The organism is Alicyclobacillus acidiphilus NBRC 100859, from assembly GCF_001544355.1.
In the GTDB taxonomy this organism is placed as follows: domain Bacteria; phylum Bacillota; class Bacilli; order Alicyclobacillales; family Alicyclobacillaceae; genus Alicyclobacillus; species Alicyclobacillus acidiphilus.
Map to the genome: position 1 here is coordinate 15,188 of NZ_BCQI01000023.1, position 20,706 is coordinate 35,893.

Here is a 20,706-nt window from a genome sequence, read left to right on the forward strand (position 1 = left end):
CCGCCGCACCCGCCGCACGACCGCCAGATCGCAGCCTCGGCTAGGCTACAGAGTTCTCCCAATGAAATTGGCGGACACGGGCTGCAAGCCGAGTTCCCTCGCCCATACGGACAATTGCCCAACATGGTGAATCTCGTGCGCAATGACATGGCGCACGACTTCGCCGTATGTAAAGACGTCTCCTGGATTCCAGTGCACCTCAATCGTCTTGTCTTCCCACTGCGGAGTCCACTGTTCAATGAACGGTGTCAATTCGGTCCGAAACTCATTCGACAAGCGGCGGAGCTTGGCCACGGTCATGTAATCCTCAAACCTCGGCTTTGGATCCGGCTTGCCCGCCAACGCTCCAATCCAACTCCCCTCCGCGTCGACCACGTGAAACAGGGTGTACAGAATACTGCCTACCCCGCCAACCCGCGCTCGGATGAGCTCATCAAAGGAGACTTGCTCGCACCATGCAAACCATTCATCTCGCACCTGCCAGTTGTACTTGAAGAACGCGATCACCGTTCCATCCCCTGTCTCCGCTGTTATGTCCGACGTCGCCCCCGCCGCACCCGCCACATCCATTACCCTACCTGCTTCGCCAGTTCGATCTCGTCGTGGATGTCGATGCCATGCTCACCGACGAGCGGGATCGTCGGCTTCAGGCGTCTCGCCTCGTCGACGGCGCCGATGTGAACCGCGACCATGCGGTAACCGCGGCGTTGGTAGAATCGAATGGCGTCGAGGTTGTCGTTGCTGGTAATCAGCCAGACTCGCCCGGCGCCCGAGCGCGCCGCGATGGCTTCCACCTCAGCCAACAGTTTCGAGCCGATGCCCACTCCACGTGTCGTCGCGTTCAGGCTCATCAGTTCGATGTCGCCGGCGGGATCGATCCGGTACGTTGCCGCACCCACATATCCGCCGGTGGCATCGACTGCGACGAGGGCCTGCAGATCCTGCAGATGATAGACGTGGCCCCTGCTGACCATGCCCTCGCCGCCCCACTCGCTGAGCCATAAATCTCGTAACCACGCCGTATCTCCGATCGACGTCGGTGTGAAAATCTTCAGGTTTTGACCGTTCACTGCACTGCACACTCCTCAGGCGTTCGCTCTATGGTTTTCAACCCAATGATATCGTATGGCGGCAACATATGATCCTGCTTACGATATCAAGGAATGTAGTCACATGTTTGCAGCTCGATACGTCACATCAGATAGCAGCGTAAATCGACATCGTGATGAAGGAAATGGCATACTCAAAATTCCAAAAAAATGTAATGGTGATAAGGGAAGGTTGATCGAGTTGACTGATGAATCTGCCCGACAGCCGAGCACACTTTCGGTCATACTCTCCAACAGCACCCTCATGTGGACGACACCAACGGGTGTAAATTGGGCACGCACAACCGAAGAGTCATCATAATTACTCTTTGAGGAATCATTTTGGACGAGGAGCTACGACTCAACGTGTCCTTACTGCGACGTCGGTGTCTAATTTGACGGCTGCAGCCAAATCGGTTGGTCTGCGTCCAGCTACGGTGTCCAATCTATGCACGGGCAAGATCCCTGTCGGCCGGGCGGAAGTGCGCACACTTTTGATCTCCATATTCTTCCGCATCAATGAACCAGGCCGAGATGGCAAAGGGCGTTCAGTACGTGTCAGTACGTGATCGATCCCGCTCGAACCACGACCACACCCTCGACGAAACCTACTCGCGATTGAACGGGTGGTTCATGAGCATGATGTAATTCTTGCTACGGATCGAAGGAACGTCCCGTCGCGGAACCGTGGACGAACAAGCCGGGGCAGTTCGTGTCCGTCGAGGACACGTTGACAGGCACGCGACGGATTCTCGATGGCCACGCAGACGACGAACCAGTGGAAAACCTAGTGTTCACAGGAAAACTAGAAGTATAAAGCACGATGTGTGCGCACGGAGATCGCGTTGACGAGCGGTCTTCCCAGCCACCACCACAGGCGCCTTGACAGACAGCCTGGTCCATCGCTACGCTCAAAGCGAGTGAGCACTCACATCAACCACAAATCGAGCGAGGCGATCCGATGGCCGCGAGAATCGAAGTCAAGCATGTTCATCGACGGTTTGGCAACAAGACGGTTTTGCACGACATTTCCATGGACGTGGGCGAGTCTGAAATTTTCGGCCTGCTTGGGCCCAGCGGTTCCGGGAAGACGACTTTGGTCAAGTTGATTGCTGGAATGGATAGACCTTCGAGCGGCACGGTCGTCGTGGAGGGTGTACAGATGCCGCGCCTCGACATGTTGGGCCGAATTGGTTACATGGCTCAATCTGACGCGTTGTACTTGGAACTGACCGCACGAGAAAACCTGGCATTCTTCGCGTCTCTGTTTGGTCTGGCAGGCAAGGAAAAACGACTTCGGATGGAGGAGGTCATGAGCCTCGTCAATCTGACGGACGCCATGAACCGACTCGTCTCTGCGTACTCCGGCGGGATGAAGCGCAGGCTGTCGCTCGCCATTGCGTTGCTGCACCGTCCGAAGGTTCTGCTTTTGGATGAGCCTACGGTCGGGATCGATCCGGTCTTGCGCATGTCGATTTGGCGTGAGCTTCGGGCCATGTGTCAGGACGGGACCACTATCGTCGTCACGACGCATGTGATGGACGAGGCTGAGAAGTGTGATCGGCTGGGCATGATTCGCGACGGGCGCCTTATCGCAACGGGAACTCCTGCCGATCTCAAACGCGATACAGAGGCGAGTACCATCGAGGAAGCGTTTCTCGCCTACGGGGGTGTGCGGGCATGAGGATCGTCGCCGTGATGAATCGGATTTGGCGGCAATTTCTTCACGACAAACGAACGCTCGCACTGATGCTGATCGCGCCGCTGTTGATTTTGACGCTCGTGGCGCTCGTGTTCAACGGAAATACGTATAAACCGAAAATCGGGACTGTCCACTTGCCGGATCCAATCGTCCAAAGTCTCGCGACGACGAACGTCAAGCTGTACGCGTACGATTCGACCGCCAATGCGCTGGACGCGATGAAGAAGCAGCGGATCGACGCGTACATCGCTCTGTCGGATGGACGACCAGAGATTATGTTGGAAGGGAGCGATCCAACGATAAACAAGGCGGTTCTGCTCGATATGCAGTCCCTGTCACAGGAAATCTCAGGAGAATCGCAGTCGCTGAGGCCGATTGTCAAGTACCTGTACGGCTCGCCGACGATGACTTCCTTCGACAGCTTCGGCCCTGTACTCATCGGATTCTTCGCCTTCTTCTTCGTCTTCCTGGTATCCGGGATCTCGTTCTTAAAAGAGCGTACGACTGGAACCCTGGAACGATTGCTGGCAACGCCGATCCGCCGATGGGAAATTGTCACCGGCTACGTGGGCGGATTCGGTGTCTTCACCATGGTTCAAGCGATCCTGATTGCCTGGTATTCGGTCGACGTTCTCGGCATGATGATGGTTGGGCAGATGTTGTCGCTGCTGGTTGTGACTTTATTGCTCTCGATGACCGCGTTGACGTTGGGCATATTCCTGTCTTCCTTCGCGACATCCGAGTTTCAAATGATGCAGTTCATTCCACTCGTCATCGTGCCGCAAGTATTTTTTTCCGGCTTGTTCAACATCGACACCATGGCGACATGGCTGCGCTGGTTGAGCAAAGTGATGCCTCTGTATTACGGCGCGGACGCGATGCGCAACATCATGGTTCGCGGAGAAGATTTAGGGGCGATTTGGCTCGATCTCGTCGTCCTTCTTGGGTTCTCCGCCGCCTTCGTCCTGCTGAACGTCCTGACATTGCGCAAATATCGGAAAGTATAGTACGGTTTTTACAAGAACCGGATGCGGCAGTTTGGTTGGAATGTGAGCGTGATGATATGTTGGCCGACGAACCAGAAGAATGGCTGGCTTCTCTCCTGCGTGCAGGCGCAGACGAGGAGAAGATGACGGATAAACAGATCAAAATTCTCCGGGCCGCCGTGGAGATGTTTGCAGAAAAGGGATTTTCCGCGACGTCGACCAGCGAGATCGCGCAAAGGGCAGGCGTGGCGGAAGGGACAATCTTTCGACATTACAAGACGAAGAAAGATTTGCTGATTTCCATCGTGGCCCCTGCCATGGCGAAGGTGGTCGGCCCTTTTCTGCTGCGTGACTTTCGACAGGTGATCAACGCGGAATACGAGCATTTTGAGGATTTCCTGAGGGCGGTCCTGAAGAATCGTTTGGAGTTCGCGCTCAAGAATATTTCGGTACTCAAAATCATGCTGCATGAAATCCCGTTTCATCCCGAGCTTCGAAACGAGTTCATGAAGCGAATTTTCCCGCAAGTTGCGGATCGGCTGGAGCGCATCATTCGCCATTTTCAAGCGAAAGGCGAGATCGTCGACATTCCACCGTATACGCTGATCCGAATGGCCGTCAGTTCCATGGCCGGATACATTCTCACGAGATCGCTCATCGCGCCCGAGAACGAGTGGGACGACGCGCTCGAAATCGAACGCACGGTGCAGTTCATTATGCACGGCGTCGGCGCCAAATCGACGCCGTAAAGGCTTCGAGAGTCCGTTCAACGAGCAGAGGGATTTTCGACGCGCTCGTACCTGCGCTCACCTGTTCCGGGATGGTACCAAACCCGCATTTGGGCGCCGTTTGTGGGATCGATGAACGTCTCGTCCGTTCGGACGAAGCCTGGCGGGATCAACTGCCTGAATTGGTTCCTTCGGTGCCGAAGCCAGAGGGTGGTTAGCACAGCCCCCACGACGAAGATGGCTTCGGCCGCGAAATACCACAATGGCCACTTCCACACGTTACGATTCCTCGCGGACGACGACCGCGGTTCCGTAGGCGACGACCTCGGACATCGTCTGCCCAATTTCGCTCGAATCAAATCGCATCATCACCACAGCGTTCGCACCCATGGCGTGCGCGTTTTGCACCATTCTGTCGATCGCCGTTCGACGCGCGTCTTCCAGCATCTCCGTGTACTCTTTAATTTCGCCTCCAGCCAGACTGCGAAATGCGGCCGTCAAGTTGCCTCCGACGCCCCGGCTGCGAACCACAATGCCAAACACCTGGCCAATCGTACGTTCAATTTGACAACCGTGAATTTGTTCCGTCGTCACAACCATCATAGATATGTCTCCTTGTCATCGCCTGAGCGGCGAACTGAAATTTTGTACGGCTTCATGGAGAGGCGCATCCCGCGTGGGCCAACGCGATGGTTATACGTTCGTCCGGCGAAAATATACGTACGAGGCCAACACGGACGCAGCGACCCAAAGCAGGATGAGCACGAGCACGGCGACGTTCACAACGTGAACTGGCAGCAGAATGCTCACCACGATGCACACCATCCCGACGATGACGCCGAGCGCCCCAGCGAACCGATGCGTGCGCCTCCACGTCTCTTCGCTCGACAGCGTCCACATCGTGCGAATGCCAATCAGCCAATTCGGCTGGACGCGCGGGAGCCAGTTGGACAGCAGCAGGATCACAGCCCCGACAAGAATCATGGCCACCCGCCCGGAAGAACCGACGGCGCCGATGCCGTGCAGAAGGATCCACACCTGAATCAGGCCGAGGAACAACGTGATGAGACCGCCGAGAAACCGATACGTCGGCCAAAACTTTGGGTACTCCGCTCGTTTTGGATCGATCCGGTACATGACGAACCACAACCCCATCATGAGCAGCATCACACCAGGCATGAACAGAACCGCCTGCCACTTCGACATGTATCCATTTGGCTGCCCGCTGGCGTTGAAATGTGTCGCGACAGATGCAGGTAATTGCGGATACAAGGCAAGGCCGACGACCAGCGTCGCGATCCAGACCAACCAAGCCCACCATGGCACAGGCTGCCCAATCCGCTTTCCTTCACTGCTGTACACGAATATCCCCCCCAAAGTTGTTTATCAGCCAGGCAAGCCAGTTCTGCACAACGGTCGTATTCAACCGGTACACGATATACGGGCCTTTGCGTTCATCGGCGACCAGTTGTGCGTTTTTCAGGACGCTGAGATGACGGCTGATGGTGGGCTGCGCCGAATCAAACTTCTGCGCGATCTCGCCGGCGGTCAGCGGCCCTGCTTTCAAAAGATCAAGGATCTTGCGTCGGGTTGGATCAGCCATTGCGCGAAATACGTTGTCGTTCATGCGACTATTATATAGCTATTTAGCTAAATATCAAATCCCATCTTTCGAAGTTGCGCAGAAGTTGTCCAGAAGATATCCGATCAGAAGGCAGGAATCTTCAAGCGTTGCCCGAAGTGTCTTCTGTAATGAAGTTGCAAGATGATGTTGCAACTGGCGGTCGACAACCGCCCCTGTCCCAGACAGGCTCGCGAACATCCATGAACTTCCGACGAAGGGAGGCACCCTGCGCCGCTCGGAAAGCGCTTTCGGACGTTCGGTCCAGCGAGTTCGAGCACAGCAGGCAGCAGACATGCCATTTGAAACGTACGAGGACACCTTGGCGCACGTGAACACGCATTCGCGCCCATCGGACTTGAAGATCACCGACATTCGTTTCACCGACATCGTCGGCGCGCCAATGCATTGCAGCCTGATGAAGATCTACACCAACCAGGGATTGGTTGGTTACGGCGAAGTCCGCGACGGCGCGAGCAAAACCTACGCGCTCATGCTGAAGAGCCGATTGCTCGGCGAGAATCCCTGCAACATCGATAAGCTATTCCGCCGCATCAAGCAATTTGGCGGCCACGCGAGGCAGGGCGGCGGTGTTTGCGCCGTCGAGATCGCGCTGTGGGATTTGGCCGGCAAAGCCTACGGCGTGCCTGTCTATCAGATGCTGGGCGGCAAATTCCGCGACTCCATCCGAATGTACTGCGATACGGATGTACACGGCAAACACGACGGCAAAGCCATGGGTCAGGCCTTGAAGGCCCGGATGGAACGCGGATTCACGTTCCTCAAGATGGACCTTGGCATCGGCCTTCTGCTTGATGAGCCAGGCACCCTCTCCGCTCCACTCGGATTTCTCGAAGAGATGAAATCCGTTTCGCGCCACACCTCTCCGCCTGTGGATGAATGGGAGCGCCGAGCCCGCCGCAACCGCGCCTACGATATCTTCAACATCGCCCATCCGTTTACGCACATCCACGTCACCGAAAAAGGCCTCGATATCCTTGAACAATACGTCGCCGACGTCCGCAGCATCATCGGCTACGAAGTGCCGCTCGCCATCGATCACTTTGGCCACATCGGCGTGGACGATTGCATCAAACTGGCGCGCCGGCTCGAACCATACAATCTCGCGTGGCTGGAAGACATGATCCCCTGGCAGATGACTGACCAGTACGTGAAGCTGTCCCGCGCCTCCACCATCCCCATCTGCACCGGCGAAGACATCTTCCTCAAGGAGAATTTCCGCCCGTTGCTGGAGTCTGGCGGCGTCTCGATCATCCACCCGGATATCCTGACCTCGGGCGGTATCCTCGAAAACAAGAAGATCGGCGACATGGCGGAGGAATACGGCGTGTCGATGGCCGTCCACATGGCGGAGAGCCCCATCGCCTGCATGGCAGCCGTGCACTCCGTCGCCGCCACAAACAATTTTGTCGCCCTCGAATACCATTCGGTCGATGTGCCTTGGTGGGACGACATCGTCAACGGTTTGCCCAAGCCCATCGTCAACAACGGTTTTATCCAGGTGCCGGACGCGCCAGGTCTCGGCATTGAGTCGCTCAACGACGATGTCATCCGCGAGCACATCCACCCCGAGATCCCGGGCCTCTGGGAGCCAACGAACGCTTGGGACAACGAATGGTCGCATGATCGGCTCTGGAGTTGATGGGGTACGCCGCCGCGGTGTGACCGTCGCGGCGTAAACGACAGGATGGAGGGGCATTGGATGGCGATTTCGAAACGGGTCGCATTCATCTCAAACGCGGACAGTCCCGATGGACACGCCGTCGCACGTCAATTTGCCAACGATGGATGGGCGCTCGTCCTCAACACAGCCAATCGCGGCTTCGATCCGGCGGAACGTCTCAGCGGGATCGAACAAGAGACACCCGTTTTGCTGACGAACAGTTCCTTGAGCACGACGGCTCAGGTCACGGATGTACGAGACAGGATCCGCGACCAATTCGAGCGACTCGACGCGGTAGTCCATAACCACAACCGCGTCGAACGCGTCAGTATCGAGTCGTGTTCGGTTGAACTGGCGCAGGAGGTGCTGGACGAGAACGTGAAATCGGCGTTTCTGTGCACCCAAATCCTCGGGAAATTCGTGGCGGAGTCTGGTGGTGGGGCGGTGGTGTTCGTCGGATCGATCCACGATCAAAAACCGACCGGCTCGGCCTTCCTCTTCTCCGTCTCCAAGGGCGCGATTCAGATGCTCTCCAAGGAGGCAGCGCTGGAACTGGGAAGAATGGGCGTACGCGTCAACGTCGTCGAGATGGGGCCGGTGGCAGGCGACGACGAACGTTTCCGCAGCGACATCTCGGACGTGTACCTGGATTATCGATACCGCGTCCCGGCGGCGGAGTTGGGGACATATGAGGATTTGGCCAAAACGATTCGATTCATCGTCAGTGACGACGCAAAATATCTCAATGGCGCGGATATCCGGCTCGACGGTGGATTCACGTTGCATTATCTGGATCACAAAATGAAGCGTTGACATAGAAGGAGGTTTCCACGTGGGCCTCACTGGCAAGGTCGTTCTGATCACGGGCGCTGGCACAGGCATCGGCCGCGGCATCGCGATAGCGTTCGCCGAGCGCGGCGCCAAAATTGGGATCAACTATCATTTGACCGACGAATTCGCGAACGAGACGCTGCGGCTTGTGCAGGCGGCGGGATCGGAAGGCTTTCTGGTCCATGCGGATGTGTCCGACGCCACGCAAGTCAAGATGATGGTCAGTCAGGTCGTGGACCACTTTGGCCGTCTCGACGTGCTCGTCAATAACGCGGCGACGCAGCCGAATCTGGGCCTTCTCGACTATGACGAAGAAGCCTACGATCAAGTGATGCGTGTCAACCTGATGGGATATTTCCACTGCATTCAAGCTGTCATACCAGCCATGAAGGCGCAAGGAGCCGGGCGGATCATCAACATCTCCTCGGTCCACGGCAAGCGCCCAACCGATTTCGATTCGGTGTACGCCATGACGAAAGGCGGCATCAAAATGCTCACGCGCGAGAGCGCGATCGAACTCGCCAAGTACGGCATCACCGTGAACACCATCGAGCCCGGTGCCGTCTATGTGGGCAGCAAAACGGGGAAACCAAGGCCCATCGTGCCGCCTGACAAGGTGACCGACGAGGGCCACAGACGCAATCTGCGAAAATTCCCGCTCGGGCGCGTGGGATTGCCTGCGGACATTGGCCACCTGGCGTGCTTCCTGGCATCCGAAGAAGCGGAGTTCATCACCGGAGCCGCTGTCCGTGCGGATGGAGGCAGCATGCTGCTGTAACACCAGGGCCCATGCCGGCGCTGGACATCAATCGATCCGAATGGAGGAACCGCCATGAAATTCAGCAACCGCGAAGATATCATTCAACTGACTCCACTTTGGCAAGGGGAACGGTTTGACGACGGCCGGCCCCGCGTCCCCGACGACATCCTCAAACGCATGGAAAAGATCACGAACGAAGAAGCTTGGGCGGTCCTCGAAGCCAAAGGGTACAAATATCAATTTGAAGGCAGTCTCAAAATGGTGCATCCGGACAAGGTGCTCGTGGGTCGTGCCGTCACAGCCGTTATGATGCCGAAGCGGCCGGATCTGCACGATTACCTCCTCGAATACGGCCAGAAGGAAGAGGGGCGCCATGGGTTCTTCAACGTGTGGGTGATCGACGCGCTGGTCGAAGACGACGTCGTCGTCGTCGACATGTTCGACAAGATCTATGAAGGCACGTTCTCCGGCGGCAACCTGTCGACGACCATCGCCACCCGCACGAAGCGCGGCCAGGTCATCTACGGAGGCATCCGAGATCTGCAGCAAATCGTCGAGATCGAAAATTTGCAAACGTACTATCGGGGCATCGATCCGACGCCGATCCGCGATGTCACACTGGTCGGCATGAACGTCCCCTGCCGCATCGGCGGCGCCATTTGCATGCCAGGCGACGTCGTACTCGGCACCCCGGCGGGCATCACGTTCATCCCCCCGCATCTGGCGGAAGAAATCTGCATCAACTCAGAGAAGACCAGACTGAAGGACATGTTCGGGTTCGAGCGAATTCGCGAAGGTCGATACAGCTCCGCAGACATCGACGTAGCCGAATGGGCGCCAGCCATCGAAGCGGATTTTCGCGAGTGGCGCGAACGCAACACCCCCGACGATTTGAAGCACCTGATCTGGGACTGACGCGAAAACAGGCTGCTTCCAAGCAGTGATCACTGCTTGGAAGCAGCCTTGCCGCCGCGGGAGTCACATGACCAGGTTGCGTCAGGTCACGCGTTCTTCAGAATGACAGACTCCAGCACATCGGCGACGTTTTCACACCGATCCGTCACATTTTCGAGAATCTCGTATATCTCTTTCAACTTGATCAGCTCGATGGGATCCTTGCATTCGGCAAACAAAGTGCGCAAGGCCGTGTGAAGGAGCTCGTCTCCATGTTTCTCAAGTATGTTAATCTCCTTGATGTGATCGCGAATCTCAACGAAATTCCGATCATTCAACTTGCGAACAGCCCCGTCGATCTCGATGGCACAGCGATGAATGTCTTTCGCAAATTCGAACATCGTCGCGGTCTTGTCCATCACGCCGTAGAGCGTGAAACGAACGCTGCACGCGTGTATGCCATCGATGATGTCATCGAGTTTCGTTGCAAGCGCCACAAAATCTTCGCGCTCCAATGGCGCAATATACGTGTCATTTAACAACGTCAGCAAATTGCCCGTCAGCGCGTCGCCCGTCGATTCATACTGTTTCATCTCTTTGGCGAGAGACTCGTAATCCATCGTGCCGGTCAGGCCTTTCTCGAACACCTCGGTCGTCTCGCGGATATTGTTCGCGATGTCCATTAGATAGGATGTTAACTGTCCACTCTTCTTCGACACTTGTTGGCCCCCTATGACATCGATCGATCGCAAACGACATCGTCCAATGTATAAAACGTTACGATTTTATCAAGTTTGTGTAAAGTGGTTCATCGTATGACAGTCGTATGACAATCGTATGACAAACGTCGGCTTCGGGGATGGTATAGCAAAGACGGCAAGCAAGGCCGCACTTTGGACGAGGTGATTCATGTGGCAAGACGGGGAAATGGATCGACATGGTCAATCGTTGGCGGTCTCGGCATTGGATTAGGAACACTGTGCCTATGCATGCCACAAAGCCGAGCCGCCATCGCTCAAGCCATGGAACAATCGATGAGGTCGCGCACCGCACAGAACCAGAACCCGGGCCACAACGGCAATCCGGGATCGGCTCCGTATGGCGTTAGACAGTACTAACATTGATGTGATCGCGGGCGCTTGTGCCGGAGAAAAAGTGGTGGAGCACAAGCGCGGCCGCGCCAATGGCGCACGCGTCCCGGCCAAGTGATGAGACTTGGACGGTCACCTTGGAATACGGGCCGATGAAGCAGCGCGTCGCCATCACCTGCTGGACCGCGTCAGTCACGCTTCGGCCGGCTTCCGACAACCGATTGCCCAGCAGGATCATGGATGGGTTCAATCCGTTGATCAGATTGACGATGCCAACGCCCAAATATTGGCCCACGGTTTGAAAAACTTGCAATGCCGCGGGATCCGATTCGTGAACACGATGGAGCACTTCCTCAAACGACAGCCCTTGTCCGGTCAGGCGATGATATCCTGATGTGACGGCGCGCTCGGACGCGTACAGTTCCCAGCATCCAGCGTTTCCACACGTACAGGGCACCCCGTGCGTGTCAATGGACATGTGGCCAAATTCGCCCACGATGCCATCCGCCCCTCGCAGCAACTCGTTACCAATCACGATCCCGGTGCCAATCCCCGTGCCAGCGCTGATATAGAGCAGATTCGAAATATGCGTCGCCGCCCCGTACAGCTTCTCGCCCAACGCGCCGGCATTGGCTTCGTTATCGACAAACACCGGGACGCCCAGTCTGCTCTCCAGCATGGCTTTCAACGGGATATTGGCCCAGTTGAGGTGAGGCGCGCGCAGCACGATGCCTCTCCGAAAATCGACCAGGCCCGGAACGCCAATACCGATGCCAACCACGCCATAATTGGTTGCTGGCGCTTGTCGTTTGGCTTCCTCAATCGCAGTGACCAACGCTTCAATCACTTCGGTGGCGTCGGCATCTTGTGGCAGCGGTCGGCTGTGTGTGGCAATCACTTTTGCGGAGAGATCGGTGGAGACAATTCGAATGTACTCCACGCCGAGTTCCACACCAAGAACGGTCCCGACCTTCGCGTTGAACAAGAGCATAATTGGGCGCCGCCCGACGCGCGATCTGCCATGGCCCACTTCCAAGACCAGATCTTCTCTGATCAACTCGTCGATGAGCGCAGAGACAGTGGCTTTGTTCAACCCAGTGTCGGCCGAAATCTGACTGCGTGAAATCGGGCTGTGGAATCGAATTCGATTCAACACGACCGACTTGTTGATCTCTTTCATAAACGCCTGATCTGCTGTTCGATCCAATCGTGGCAAACTCCTTACCTGCTCGCTGCTGGCTTCGGCTGCTGTCGTACCCTTTCGCGACGTACTGATTAAGTCTTATTGTAGGCCAATGGGAGCGGTACATCCACAAAACTCGTAATATTCATAGAGATTCTCCAGGATCGTCGCAAGCGTCACAGCGTCTCGACGGACGCCGGCGTCGTGAACACTTTGCGTTGTTCGATGTCCGTGACATTGCCTACGATGGAAAATTGTCCGCGTAACCGGATGTCGTCCGAGGCGGCGCCAATGTGAACCTCAATCGTGCCCGGTTCCACCACGTACTGCATCCTGCGATTGTAGAAACCGAGTTGCCGTGCAGACAAGGTGAACGTGACTTTTCGCGCTTCCCCTGGCTGCACCTCGACTCGGACGAAACCGCGAAGTTCCTTGAGCGGCCGCGTAACGTCCGCCTCAACGTCGCGAACATACAACTGCACGACTTCTTCGCCCGCCACCGAGCTTGTATTTTCAATCACGCAGGAAATGTCGACTGTGTCATCGACGCCAATCTCCTGCTTCGACAACGTCAAATCGCGATACGCAAATGTCGAGTAACTCAAGCCGTGTCCGAACGCGTACAAGGGAAGATTGCTCTCGTCGACATACGGACCCTTCCAGTGAGATCGACCACCGGACGGCTTGTGCGCGTAAAAGATCGGTACCTGGCCAACGCTGCGTGGAATGGTGATGGGAAGCCTGCCTGCCGGATTCGCGTCGCCAAACAGCACGTCCGCGATGGCAGCCGCTCCTTCCTCGCCAGGCAGCCATGCCTGCACGATGGCCGGAACGTGCTCGGCAATCCACGCGATGCTGAGCGGACGTCCGCTGACCAGCACCACCACCGTCGGCGTTCCCGTCGCGACCACCTCTTCCACGAGGCGTTGTTGACTGCCCAGCAGTCCGAGCGTCGCCCTGTCGCGCGATTCACCCGTCGTGCAACCATCCGTCAATCCTGCTTTGTCGCCGACAACGACGATGGCCACATCGGAAGATCGCGCCAATTCGACCGCTTTGGCAATCTCTTCGTCCGCCTCGTCGAGCACGTCGCAGCCGCGCGCGTATTGAACGTTCGCGCCTGCTCCCAGTTTGTCGCGGATGCCTTCCAAAATGGTCTTCATTTCGACGAAATGATCCACCTCAGTCATGCCGCTTGGCATCGGCGAATGGAACACGTTGTCGTCGCTCTGCTCCAACAGCGACTCAATGTGGCACGGATACGCGTAATCGCCGACCATGTTTCGGATGGAGTGCGCGTTGGGACCAATCACGGCGATGTTGCCCGATTTTTTGAGCGGCAAGACGTTCTGATCGTTCTTCAGCAGCACCATCGACTTTTCTGCCGCGAGCCTTGCCAAAGCGCGCTGTTGCGGATTGTCGAAGACGCTCGGCGTCATCCCAGGATCCACCAACGGCCGCTCGAACAAACCGGTGCGGAATTTGGCTGTCAGCACGCGCCGGACAAGCGCGTCAACTTCTTCGACGGTGACCTTCCCGCGATGGACAGCCTCCAGCAACGCCGGGCCATAGACATCGCGGCTGGGCAGTTCAACGTCCACCCCGGCCTTCACCGCGAACTCCGCCGCTTGCACCTTGTCCTGCGCAACGTGGTGGTATTCAAACAATTGATTGATGGCGAAGTAATCGGATACAACGATGCCGTCAAATCCCCACGTATTCCGCAGAATGTCGACCAGGAGGGTTTCCGAATAGTGGCATGGCACGCCATCCAGCTCATGATATCCAGGCATGATGGACCCCAGCTTGGCTTCACGCACGACGGCCTCAAACGGGTGCAGATACACTTCGCGAAGTTCGCGATCAGAGATGTGCGCCGGCGCCCAGTTCATGCCGCCCTCAGAAGCGCCATAACCCACAAAATGCTTGCCCGTGGCGATCACGCCGTTGCGCAGATCCTCCCCTTGCAAGCCCTGGACATAGCCGATACCCATTTGCGCCACCAAGTACGGATCTTCGCCGAACGTCTCTTCCACGCGCCCCCACCGCGGATCGCGCGTCACGTCAAGCAGCGGCGCCAACGCCTGTTGTGCGCCCGCCGCACGCATTTGCTGGCGAATGACTTCGCCGATTTTGCGGGCGATGGCGGCGTCCCACGTGCTGGCGATCCCGATGGACTGCGGAAACAGCGTCGCCCCCTGCGCCATATAGCCGCTGCACGATTCTTCGTGGACCAACGCGGGAATCTTCAGCCTTGTGCGTTCCAGCAGGAACGTCTGAATCCGATTCGCGAGTTTGGCCGTTTCCACAGGCGATAAGTTCGTTGCGCCGCCAATCCGCGTAATCTGCCCGATCCCGTTGGCGAACAACTCCCCCGCCTTGGCCTCGGAAAATTCCATGCCGTCGTCGAGCACTTCGTACGCCCAGATGGACGTGAGCTGCGATATTTTCTCCTCCATCGTCATCTCGCGCAGCAGCGACTCGACGCGTTCGTCAATCGATCGCGCTGGATCCTGATAAACCTTCGTCATATCCTCGCCCCACTCCCCTATGTATGCGCTATCATACCTGCGTTAATTTGAGCGATAAACAATTGTCTAGTACACACTATTCGAGGCTGCACGAAAATTTCCTTCGATGAACTATAGAAGAACTACAGAAATCATATCATGGATAGGTTGGACATTCACAAGAAACCGACGTACGCTGGTTTTAAGAAATATCGTTGCAGGAGGCGGTTCGATGGCCAAGCCCGTTCAAGGATCGAATGAGAGAATTCAGGCGCAGTTTTCCAAGCAAGCTCAAAAATACGAAGGATCGCCCGTGCACGCCAGAGGCGAAGATCTGCAGTGGATCGTCGAGATCGCCGCACTGACAGGAAGCGAGCGCGTCTTGGATGTCGCAACCGGCACCGGGCACACCGCCATGGCGTTGGCCCCCGCCGCGCGCTCCGTCGTCGGCGTCGATCTGACCGCACGCATGGTCGAATCCGCTACCGCGTTGGCCGAAGAACGAGGCCTCCTGAACGTGCAGTTTGTCGTTTCGGACGTGGTTCACATGCCCTTTCCGTCCGACTACTTCGATTTGATCGCATGCCGCCTCGCCGCCCACCATTTTGTCGATCCCGCTGCCGCCATGGCGGAAGTCTCGCGCGTTCTGAAGCCAGGCGGACGCTTCATCCTCGTCGATCACGTCGCCCCCGAGGCCCCAGAACTCGACGCGTTCATCAACCGGATCGACTGGCTTCGAGACGGATCTCACGTACGCGAATGGACGGTGACAGAATGGATCCACATGATGCAGCGATCCGGCATGGAAGGAAAAACCGTCAAAACGTGGCCGCTCCCATTGGACTTCGCCTGGTGGATTCAACAGGCCTCGCCCGCGCCCGAGAATGTGGAAGAAATCGTTCGTGCGATGCAAACCGCTGACGACGAAACCCGCGCGGCGTTCCACGTCCACTTCGATGACGCAGGCTATCCACGCGACTTCGCCCTGCAATGCGTCATGATAGAGGCGAAGAAACAGAGCTGAACGCCCGTTGTCTGAGCCGTTGTCTGAGCCGATCCCTAATTCGGCTCAGACGCCTGGGCTGCAACAAACCGCTCCAAACAATGTTTGCAGATGCACGCCTTGTTCCGTGCCTCGAGTGGAATCTGCTCAAGCAACGCTGCGGGAAACACCGATTGATCGCACCAGCACGATCCCGGCGGACACCCCGCCGCCCTGCCGCATTGATTTTCCATACCACACAACGGACACAGCGTCTCTGCGGCCATACTCCCACCCACTTCGCTCATGATGACTTGATTGTAACGGATGGCGGACATTCTCTCGATGGTGCCGTAACGGGCGCCACGCTACGCCGTTCAGCCGCCTTTCCATATCCAATTCGTGCGCGTGGCCTATGATCTCAAGCGCGTGAACCGGCTGCTTGATTCAGTTGATCAATGAACTGCCGCAACTGCTCTTCGGTGATCAGGCCTCCGCCGAAGGTGGTGGCGGCGCGTAACGGCATGTATTTCATCAGTGCCATGCCCATTTCGGGATTGTCCTTCATCGCGTCCATGAAATCCGAGTCGCGCCTGAACGATTCCATGAACTGCTGCAGAATCGGCGCGACCTGGGGATTGGCCAGAACGTCGCCAATGGTCGAATTCACGTGATAGGTTCGTGCCTTCTCGTGCGTCGATTCCACGTAGATCTGTTCGGTCAACACGATATCCCGCGACGATTTGCCGATGGCGATCGCAAAATGGCCCGTCTCGACCCGCCAATCCCGAAGGTCCACATCGTAGTACGCGAATGCGCGTTTGCCAAGAGTGAACTCCACCTTCCTCGACTCTCCCGGCGCCAGTTCCACCTTCGCAAACCCTTTCAGTTCCTTCCTTGGGCGAATGACCGACGATTCGTCATCCGCGACATACAGTTGAACGACCTCTTGACCAGTCATCGCTCCCGTATTCTTCACGGTTACCGACACGGCGACGAGCTCGTCGTCACGCATGGCCGTCTTATCCAGGGTCAAGCCGGTATATTCGAACGTCGTGTAGCTCAATCCGTGTCCAAATGGGAACAGTGGCTCTATGTCCTTCGCCTCGTAATAGCGGTAACCGACAAAGAGGCCTTCTTTGTACTCGACCTTGTCACCCTCGCCAGGGAAGTTCAAATAGGACGGATTGTGGCTCAACTTTTGCGGGAACGTCTCCGCCAGTTTGCCGGAAGGACTCACATCGCCAAAGAGCACGTCGGCAATTGCGCCGCCCAATGCCTGACCGCCGAGGTAACACTCCAGCACGCCCTTCACGTTGTCGAGCCACGGCATCTCAATCGGCGCTCCGTTGCTGAGGACGACGATCACATTCGGCTGCACCGACGCCACGGCTTCGATGAGGGCCCGGTGGTTGCCGGGGAGCTGGAGGTGATTCCGATCATACCCTTCCGACTCGTACCGCTCCGGCAGTCCCGCAAAGACCACGGCCACGTCCGCCTGGCCCGCGATGTCCTTCGCCTCCTGAATCCATTCGGGCTGAACATCGTCTCCGTCGAGCGAGTATCCCGGCGCATATCTTACGTCGACGTCGACCCCAGCAGCTTTGACCAGTTCTTCGCGAATGTTGTCCAACCGCGTCGGGTTGATGTGTGAACTGCCGCCTCCTTGGTACCGCGGCGACTCGGCGAACGCACCGACGACGGCAAGGCGGCCTTCCCGCTTGAGCGGTAAAATCGCGTCGGCGTTCTTCAGCAGGACCATGCTCTCGCGGGCGGCTCGGCGCGCCAACGCATGGTGCGCGTCGGGATCGTACGAAGCATCTGGCTTGCGGGCGTCCACCGCGCGGAACACCGTCGTCAACAGCCGCTCCACGGCACGATTCAGCACGGCTTCGTCGAGCGCGCCGCTCCGAACCGCTTCGACGATTTTCCGATCCCCGACACCTCCGTTTCCCGGCATCTCCAGGTCCAACCCGGCCGCGAGGCCAGGGACACGCTCGTTGACAGCGCCCCAGTCGGACACGACGATCCCGTCGAATCCCCACTCATTTCGGAGAATGTCGGTCAACAGGTAGGCGTTCTCGGAACAAAATTCACCGTTGACGCGATTGTACGCGCACATCACGGTCCAAGGCTGCGCGTGCACGACAGCCCCTTCAAAACTGGCAAGGTAGATCTCACGGAGAACGCGCTCGTCCACGAGGGCATTCGTCGTCATCCGACGGTGTTCTTGATTGTTCACCGCAAAGTGCTTCAACGAAGTTCCTACGCCTTGACTCTGCACGCCCTCTATATGCGCAGTCGCAATCTCCGACGACAAATACGGGTCTTCGGAAAAGTACTCGAAATTGCGCCCGCACAACGGTGATCGCTTGATGTTGGCGGCTGGCCCCAGGAGAACAGCCACGCCCTCCGCCTGACATTCCTCGCCCAGCGCCTTCCCAACCTCCTGAATCAACGCTCTGTCCCACGAGCTTGCCAACGCCGCGCCAGAGGGAAAACAGGTCGCAGGGACGCTGTCGTGGAGACCAAGGTGATCGCCCGAGCCAGACTGTTTGCGCAAGCCGTGCGGTCCATCCGTCAGCATGACAGAAGGAATGTTCAATCGCTCAATCGGCTGCGTGTGCCAAAAGTCCAGTCCTGAACACAAAGCGGCCTTTTCTTCCAACGTCATCTGCGCAATCAGCGCTTGGATATCCCGAGCCATCGATTCCATTCCTCGTTTCCAATTGTGTTGTTGACGCCGCCGTATCGATGATGGCCGACATCAGCACAGGGCTAGCCTTGGCCAATATCCTTCACGGCATCGCCGCCGGCTGATCAGATCCGGCGATATCCCGGAATCGTTCACGCAACTGGGCTTTCATGAACTTGCCGGTCGATGTTTTAGGAATCTCATCCACAAAGACGATATGCTCAGGCACATACCATTTCGGGAAGTGATCCGACAGGATGGCCGCCAACTCCTCTACTGTGGCCGAAGCGCCGGGCTTCAGCACGACGGCGGCCAGAGGCCGCTCCTGCCACTTGGGATCCGGTATGGCAACCACGGCTGCTTCCGCGACAGCCTCGTGACCCATCAAAGCGTTTTCAAGTGCGACAGAACTGATCCACTCGCCACCCGATTTGATCAAATCTTTGGAACGATCCTTGATCTCGATATAGCCCTCCTCGTCAATCGTGGCGATGTCCCCGGTTCGAAACCAACCGTCTTCAGTGAAACTGGTCACCGCATCCGGCATGTCGTAATACGCGCCGGCAATCCATGGCCCGCGGACCTCCAACTCGCCCATGGTCTGGCCATCCCACGGCGCCTCTCCGTCTTCGCGCGTGATCCGCACATCGACGAAAGGAACTGCGATACCCTGCTTCGCCTTCCACGTATACACATCATCCTCGGACCTATCCGCCAGCGTCCGTTTGATGAATGCGGCGCTGCCAAGCGGCGATGTCTCCGTCATGCCCCAAGCGTGCAACACGACGCAACCTTGACTTTCCAGGCGTCGCATGACACCCTCGGGCATCGCCGCTCCACCGACGGCCATCCGTAATCCGGAGACGTTCCACGTGTTCGGCTGTTTCTCCAGGGCTTGCGCAATGCCAAGCCAAATCGTCGGCACTCCCGCAGTCACCGTGACGCCTTCGGCACTGTACAGGTCAAGCAAGCTTTCTGGATCCAGGTGAGGTCCTGGATATACCTGTTTGGCCCCAACCATCGTCGCTGCGAACGGAATGCCCCAACTGTTCACATGGAACATTGGGACTACCGGACAGACCGTATCTCGATTCGACAGGTTCAACGCGTCCTGCATCACTTCGACCAGCGAGTGAAGCACAAGCGCCCGATGCGAGTATACGACGCCTTTCGGCCTGCCCGTCGTCCCCGAGGTGTAGCACATCGCGGCTGGATCGTTTTCGTGAATATGCACGGGCGTATAGCTTCCATACCCAGATTCAAGGAAGTTTTCATAGTTTTCGTACCCCGAGGAGGTGTCGACAGGCTGGCCAGTCAAGGGCACGACAAAGACGCGCTCAAACTTCGCGTCTGCCTCAAACGTCTTCAGCAACGGCAGCAACACATCGTCGATGATCAGAAATCTGTCCTGGGCGTGGTTCGCTATGTAAGCGATTTCTTTCGGGGGTAAACGAAGATTCAGTGTGTGCATCACGCCGCCTTGGGCAGGAATTCCAAAGTAGGCCTCAAGGTGCGCGTAGTGGTTCCACATCAGTGTGGCGACGCGATCACCCGGTTTCAAACCCGCCTTTGCCAACGCGCCTGCCAACTGTTTGGCGCGTTTCACAAAGATTTGGTACGTGTATCGATGAAGCGTCTTGTCCGGCATACGCGATACGATTTCCGTGTTTCTGAAATAGCGCTCTGCTCTGTCTAGGAAGTGTGTCAATGTCAACTCGTACGACATCATGGTGGACTGAATCAAAGAATGACCCTCCAATCATGAAAACCGATGTTGCAGACACGTTCAGCAGCATACTTGATTGGCTTCTATGTTTTCTAAGTTTATTCGGCGAGACCTCATTCAAGTCGTTTCATCATGGTGAGCTTGTACTCACCCCGACTATATCCCAATCATTCTGGAATGTATAGGATCAAATAGAATCGTTTGACGCACTCCACATATTGGCCG

At 57.0% G+C, this 20,706-nt stretch carries 21 protein-coding genes; 9 read left to right on the plus strand and 12 right to left on the minus strand.

What is annotated here, in order from left to right; genetic code table 11:
- Positions 1–45 precede the first annotated feature (45 nt).
- Together AAC01S_RS10260 and AAC01S_RS10265 are read right to left on the minus strand one after the other, a co-directional pair.
- A complete protein-coding gene (locus AAC01S_RS10260) occupies positions 46–507 on the minus strand; it encodes a DinB family protein (protein ID WP_067621684.1) in 462 nt (153 codons plus the stop codon).
- A gap of 62 nt (positions 508–569) precedes the next feature.
- The gene (locus AAC01S_RS10265) at positions 570–1,070 is read right to left on the minus strand and encodes a GNAT family N-acetyltransferase (RefSeq protein ID WP_245630169.1); all 501 of its coding nucleotides are present in this window, start codon (positions 1,068–1,070) and stop codon (positions 570–572) included.
- 979 nt (positions 1,071–2,049) lie between these two features.
- Between AAC01S_RS10265 and AAC01S_RS10270 the strand changes: the two genes are divergently transcribed.
- The 3 genes from AAC01S_RS10270 to AAC01S_RS10280 are packed head-to-tail and all read left to right on the plus strand — an operon-like array spanning position 2,050 to position 4,525.
- Complete coding sequence (locus tag AAC01S_RS10270; RefSeq protein WP_067621633.1) at positions 2,050–2,772, plus strand: ABC transporter ATP-binding protein; 723 nt, start codon at positions 2,050–2,052, stop codon at positions 2,770–2,772.
- Positions 2,769–3,797, plus strand: a complete 1,029-nt coding sequence (locus AAC01S_RS10275) for an ABC transporter permease (protein WP_067621635.1) — start codon at positions 2,769–2,771, stop codon at positions 3,795–3,797. The genes AAC01S_RS10270 and AAC01S_RS10275 overlap by 4 nt, the downstream gene beginning before the upstream one ends.
- A gap of 35 nt (positions 3,798–3,832) precedes the next feature.
- Positions 3,833–4,525: a TetR/AcrR family transcriptional regulator gene (locus AAC01S_RS10280; protein WP_306307177.1), complete on the plus strand. Its 693-nt coding sequence runs from the start codon at positions 3,833–3,835 to the stop codon at positions 4,523–4,525.
- Between the two features lie 17 nt (positions 4,526–4,542).
- Here AAC01S_RS10280 and AAC01S_RS10285 read toward each other — a convergent pair whose 3' ends face one another.
- The 4 genes from AAC01S_RS10285 to AAC01S_RS10300 all read right to left on the minus strand — a co-directional run bounded on the left by AAC01S_RS10285 (position 4,543) and on the right by AAC01S_RS10300 (position 6,131).
- Positions 4,543–4,782: a hypothetical protein gene (locus AAC01S_RS10285; RefSeq protein ID WP_067621638.1), complete on the minus strand. Its 240-nt coding sequence runs from the start codon at positions 4,780–4,782 to the stop codon at positions 4,543–4,545.
- A 1-nt stretch (position 4,783) separates the two neighbouring features.
- Positions 4,784–5,107 (minus strand): heavy metal-binding domain-containing protein, encoded by a 324-nt coding sequence (locus tag AAC01S_RS10290; protein ID WP_067621640.1) that lies wholly within the window; start codon positions 5,105–5,107, stop codon positions 4,784–4,786.
- 90 nt (positions 5,108–5,197) lie between these two features.
- Positions 5,198–5,866 (minus strand): SdpI family protein, encoded by a 669-nt coding sequence (locus AAC01S_RS10295; protein ID WP_067621643.1) that lies wholly within the window; start codon positions 5,864–5,866, stop codon positions 5,198–5,200.
- A complete protein-coding gene (locus AAC01S_RS10300) occupies positions 5,853–6,131 on the minus strand; it encodes an autorepressor SdpR family transcription factor (protein WP_067621645.1) in 279 nt (92 codons plus the stop codon). Before AAC01S_RS10300 ends, AAC01S_RS10295 begins: the two co-directional genes overlap by 14 nt.
- 289 nt (positions 6,132–6,420) lie before the next feature.
- On the opposite strand from AAC01S_RS10300, the gene AAC01S_RS10305 reads away from it, so the two are divergent.
- Genes AAC01S_RS10305 through AAC01S_RS10320 form a run of 4 tightly spaced genes read left to right on the plus strand, consistent with a single transcriptional unit; the run spans position 6,421 to position 10,315 of the window.
- Complete coding sequence (locus AAC01S_RS10305) at positions 6,421–7,788, plus strand: mandelate racemase/muconate lactonizing enzyme family protein (RefSeq protein WP_067621647.1); 1,368 nt, start codon at positions 6,421–6,423, stop codon at positions 7,786–7,788.
- 60 nt (positions 7,789–7,848) lie between these two features.
- Positions 7,849–8,622, plus strand: coding sequence for an SDR family NAD(P)-dependent oxidoreductase (locus AAC01S_RS10310; RefSeq protein ID WP_067621649.1), 774 nt, complete (start codon positions 7,849–7,851; stop codon positions 8,620–8,622).
- Between the two features lie 19 nt (positions 8,623–8,641).
- Positions 8,642–9,418: an SDR family NAD(P)-dependent oxidoreductase gene (locus tag AAC01S_RS10315; RefSeq protein WP_067621651.1), complete on the plus strand. Its 777-nt coding sequence runs from the start codon at positions 8,642–8,644 to the stop codon at positions 9,416–9,418.
- 54 nt (positions 9,419–9,472) lie between these two features.
- The gene (locus tag AAC01S_RS10320) at positions 9,473–10,315 is read left to right on the plus strand and encodes an RraA family protein (protein ID WP_067621653.1); all 843 of its coding nucleotides are present in this window, start codon (positions 9,473–9,475) and stop codon (positions 10,313–10,315) included.
- A gap of 86 nt (positions 10,316–10,401) precedes the next feature.
- On the opposite strand, the gene AAC01S_RS10325 is transcribed toward AAC01S_RS10320, so the two are convergent.
- Complete coding sequence (locus AAC01S_RS10325; RefSeq protein ID WP_067621654.1) at positions 10,402–11,013, minus strand: DUF47 domain-containing protein; 612 nt, start codon at positions 11,011–11,013, stop codon at positions 10,402–10,404.
- A 192-nt stretch (positions 11,014–11,205) separates the two neighbouring features.
- Here AAC01S_RS10325 and AAC01S_RS19250 point away from each other — a divergent pair, with 192 nt between their 5' ends.
- The gene (locus AAC01S_RS19250; RefSeq protein WP_157071127.1) at positions 11,206–11,412 is read left to right on the plus strand and encodes a hypothetical protein; all 207 of its coding nucleotides are present in this window, start codon (positions 11,206–11,208) and stop codon (positions 11,410–11,412) included.
- On the opposite strand, the gene AAC01S_RS10330 is transcribed toward AAC01S_RS19250, so the two are convergent.
- Entirely contained in the window at positions 11,399–12,592 is a 1,194-nt protein-coding gene (locus AAC01S_RS10330; protein ID WP_245630170.1) for an ROK family transcriptional regulator, read from the minus strand. The genes AAC01S_RS19250 and AAC01S_RS10330 overlap by 14 nt on opposite strands.
- A gap of 152 nt (positions 12,593–12,744) precedes the next feature.
- On the minus strand, positions 12,745–15,099 hold the full coding sequence (locus AAC01S_RS10335; protein ID WP_067621656.1) for a glycoside hydrolase family 3 N-terminal domain-containing protein: 2,355 nt from the start codon (positions 15,097–15,099) through the stop codon (positions 12,745–12,747).
- Positions 15,100–15,310: 211 nt separating this feature from the next.
- Between AAC01S_RS10335 and AAC01S_RS10340 the strand changes: the two genes are divergently transcribed.
- Positions 15,311–16,102, plus strand: a complete 792-nt coding sequence (locus AAC01S_RS10340) for a class I SAM-dependent methyltransferase (protein ID WP_067621658.1) — start codon at positions 15,311–15,313, stop codon at positions 16,100–16,102.
- A gap of 35 nt (positions 16,103–16,137) precedes the next feature.
- On the opposite strand, the gene AAC01S_RS18795 is transcribed toward AAC01S_RS10340, so the two are convergent.
- The 3 genes from AAC01S_RS18795 to AAC01S_RS10350 all read right to left on the minus strand — a co-directional run bounded on the left by AAC01S_RS18795 (position 16,138) and on the right by AAC01S_RS10350 (position 20,499).
- A complete protein-coding gene (locus tag AAC01S_RS18795) occupies positions 16,138–16,398 on the minus strand; it encodes a cysteine-rich CWC family protein (RefSeq protein ID WP_306307178.1) in 261 nt (86 codons plus the stop codon).
- A gap of 83 nt (positions 16,399–16,481) precedes the next feature.
- Entirely contained in the window at positions 16,482–18,767 is a 2,286-nt protein-coding gene (locus tag AAC01S_RS10345; protein ID WP_067621660.1) for a glycoside hydrolase family 3 C-terminal domain-containing protein, read from the minus strand.
- 91 nt (positions 18,768–18,858) lie between these two features.
- Positions 18,859–20,499 (minus strand): long-chain fatty acid--CoA ligase, encoded by a 1,641-nt coding sequence (locus AAC01S_RS10350; protein WP_306307179.1) that lies wholly within the window; start codon positions 20,497–20,499, stop codon positions 18,859–18,861.
- Positions 20,500–20,706: the final 207 nt, after the last annotated feature.

Excerpts from the sequence above, each read along its gene's own strand:
- AAC01S_RS10270 (WP_067621633.1), top strand. The coding sequence starts at position 2,050 with ATGGCCGCGAGAATCGAAGTCAAGCATGTTCATCGACGGTTTGGCAAC.
- AAC01S_RS10275 (WP_067621635.1), top strand. The coding sequence starts at position 2,769 with ATGAGGATCGTCGCCGTGATGAATCGGATTTGGCGGCAATTTCTTCAC.
- AAC01S_RS10290 (WP_067621640.1), bottom strand. The coding sequence starts at position 5,107 with ATGATGGTTGTGACGACGGAACAAATTCACGGTTGTCAAATTGAACGT.
- AAC01S_RS10300 (WP_067621645.1), bottom strand. The coding sequence starts at position 6,131 with ATGAACGACAACGTATTTCGCGCAATGGCTGATCCAACCCGACGCAAG.
- AAC01S_RS10305 (WP_067621647.1), top strand. The coding sequence starts at position 6,421 with ATGCCATTTGAAACGTACGAGGACACCTTGGCGCACGTGAACACGCAT.
- AAC01S_RS10310 (WP_067621649.1), top strand. The coding sequence starts at position 7,849 with ATGGCGATTTCGAAACGGGTCGCATTCATCTCAAACGCGGACAGTCCC.
- AAC01S_RS10320 (WP_067621653.1), top strand. The coding sequence starts at position 9,473 with ATGAAATTCAGCAACCGCGAAGATATCATTCAACTGACTCCACTTTGG.
- AAC01S_RS10335 (WP_067621656.1), bottom strand. The coding sequence starts at position 15,099 with ATGACGAAGGTTTATCAGGATCCAGCGCGATCGATTGACGAACGCGTC.
- AAC01S_RS10340 (WP_067621658.1), top strand. The coding sequence starts at position 15,311 with ATGGCCAAGCCCGTTCAAGGATCGAATGAGAGAATTCAGGCGCAGTTT.
- AAC01S_RS18795 (WP_306307178.1), bottom strand. The coding sequence starts at position 16,398 with ATGTCCGCCATCCGTTACAATCAAGTCATCATGAGCGAAGTGGGTGGG.
- AAC01S_RS10345 (WP_067621660.1), bottom strand. The coding sequence starts at position 18,767 with ATGGCTCGGGATATCCAAGCGCTGATTGCGCAGATGACGTTGGAAGAA.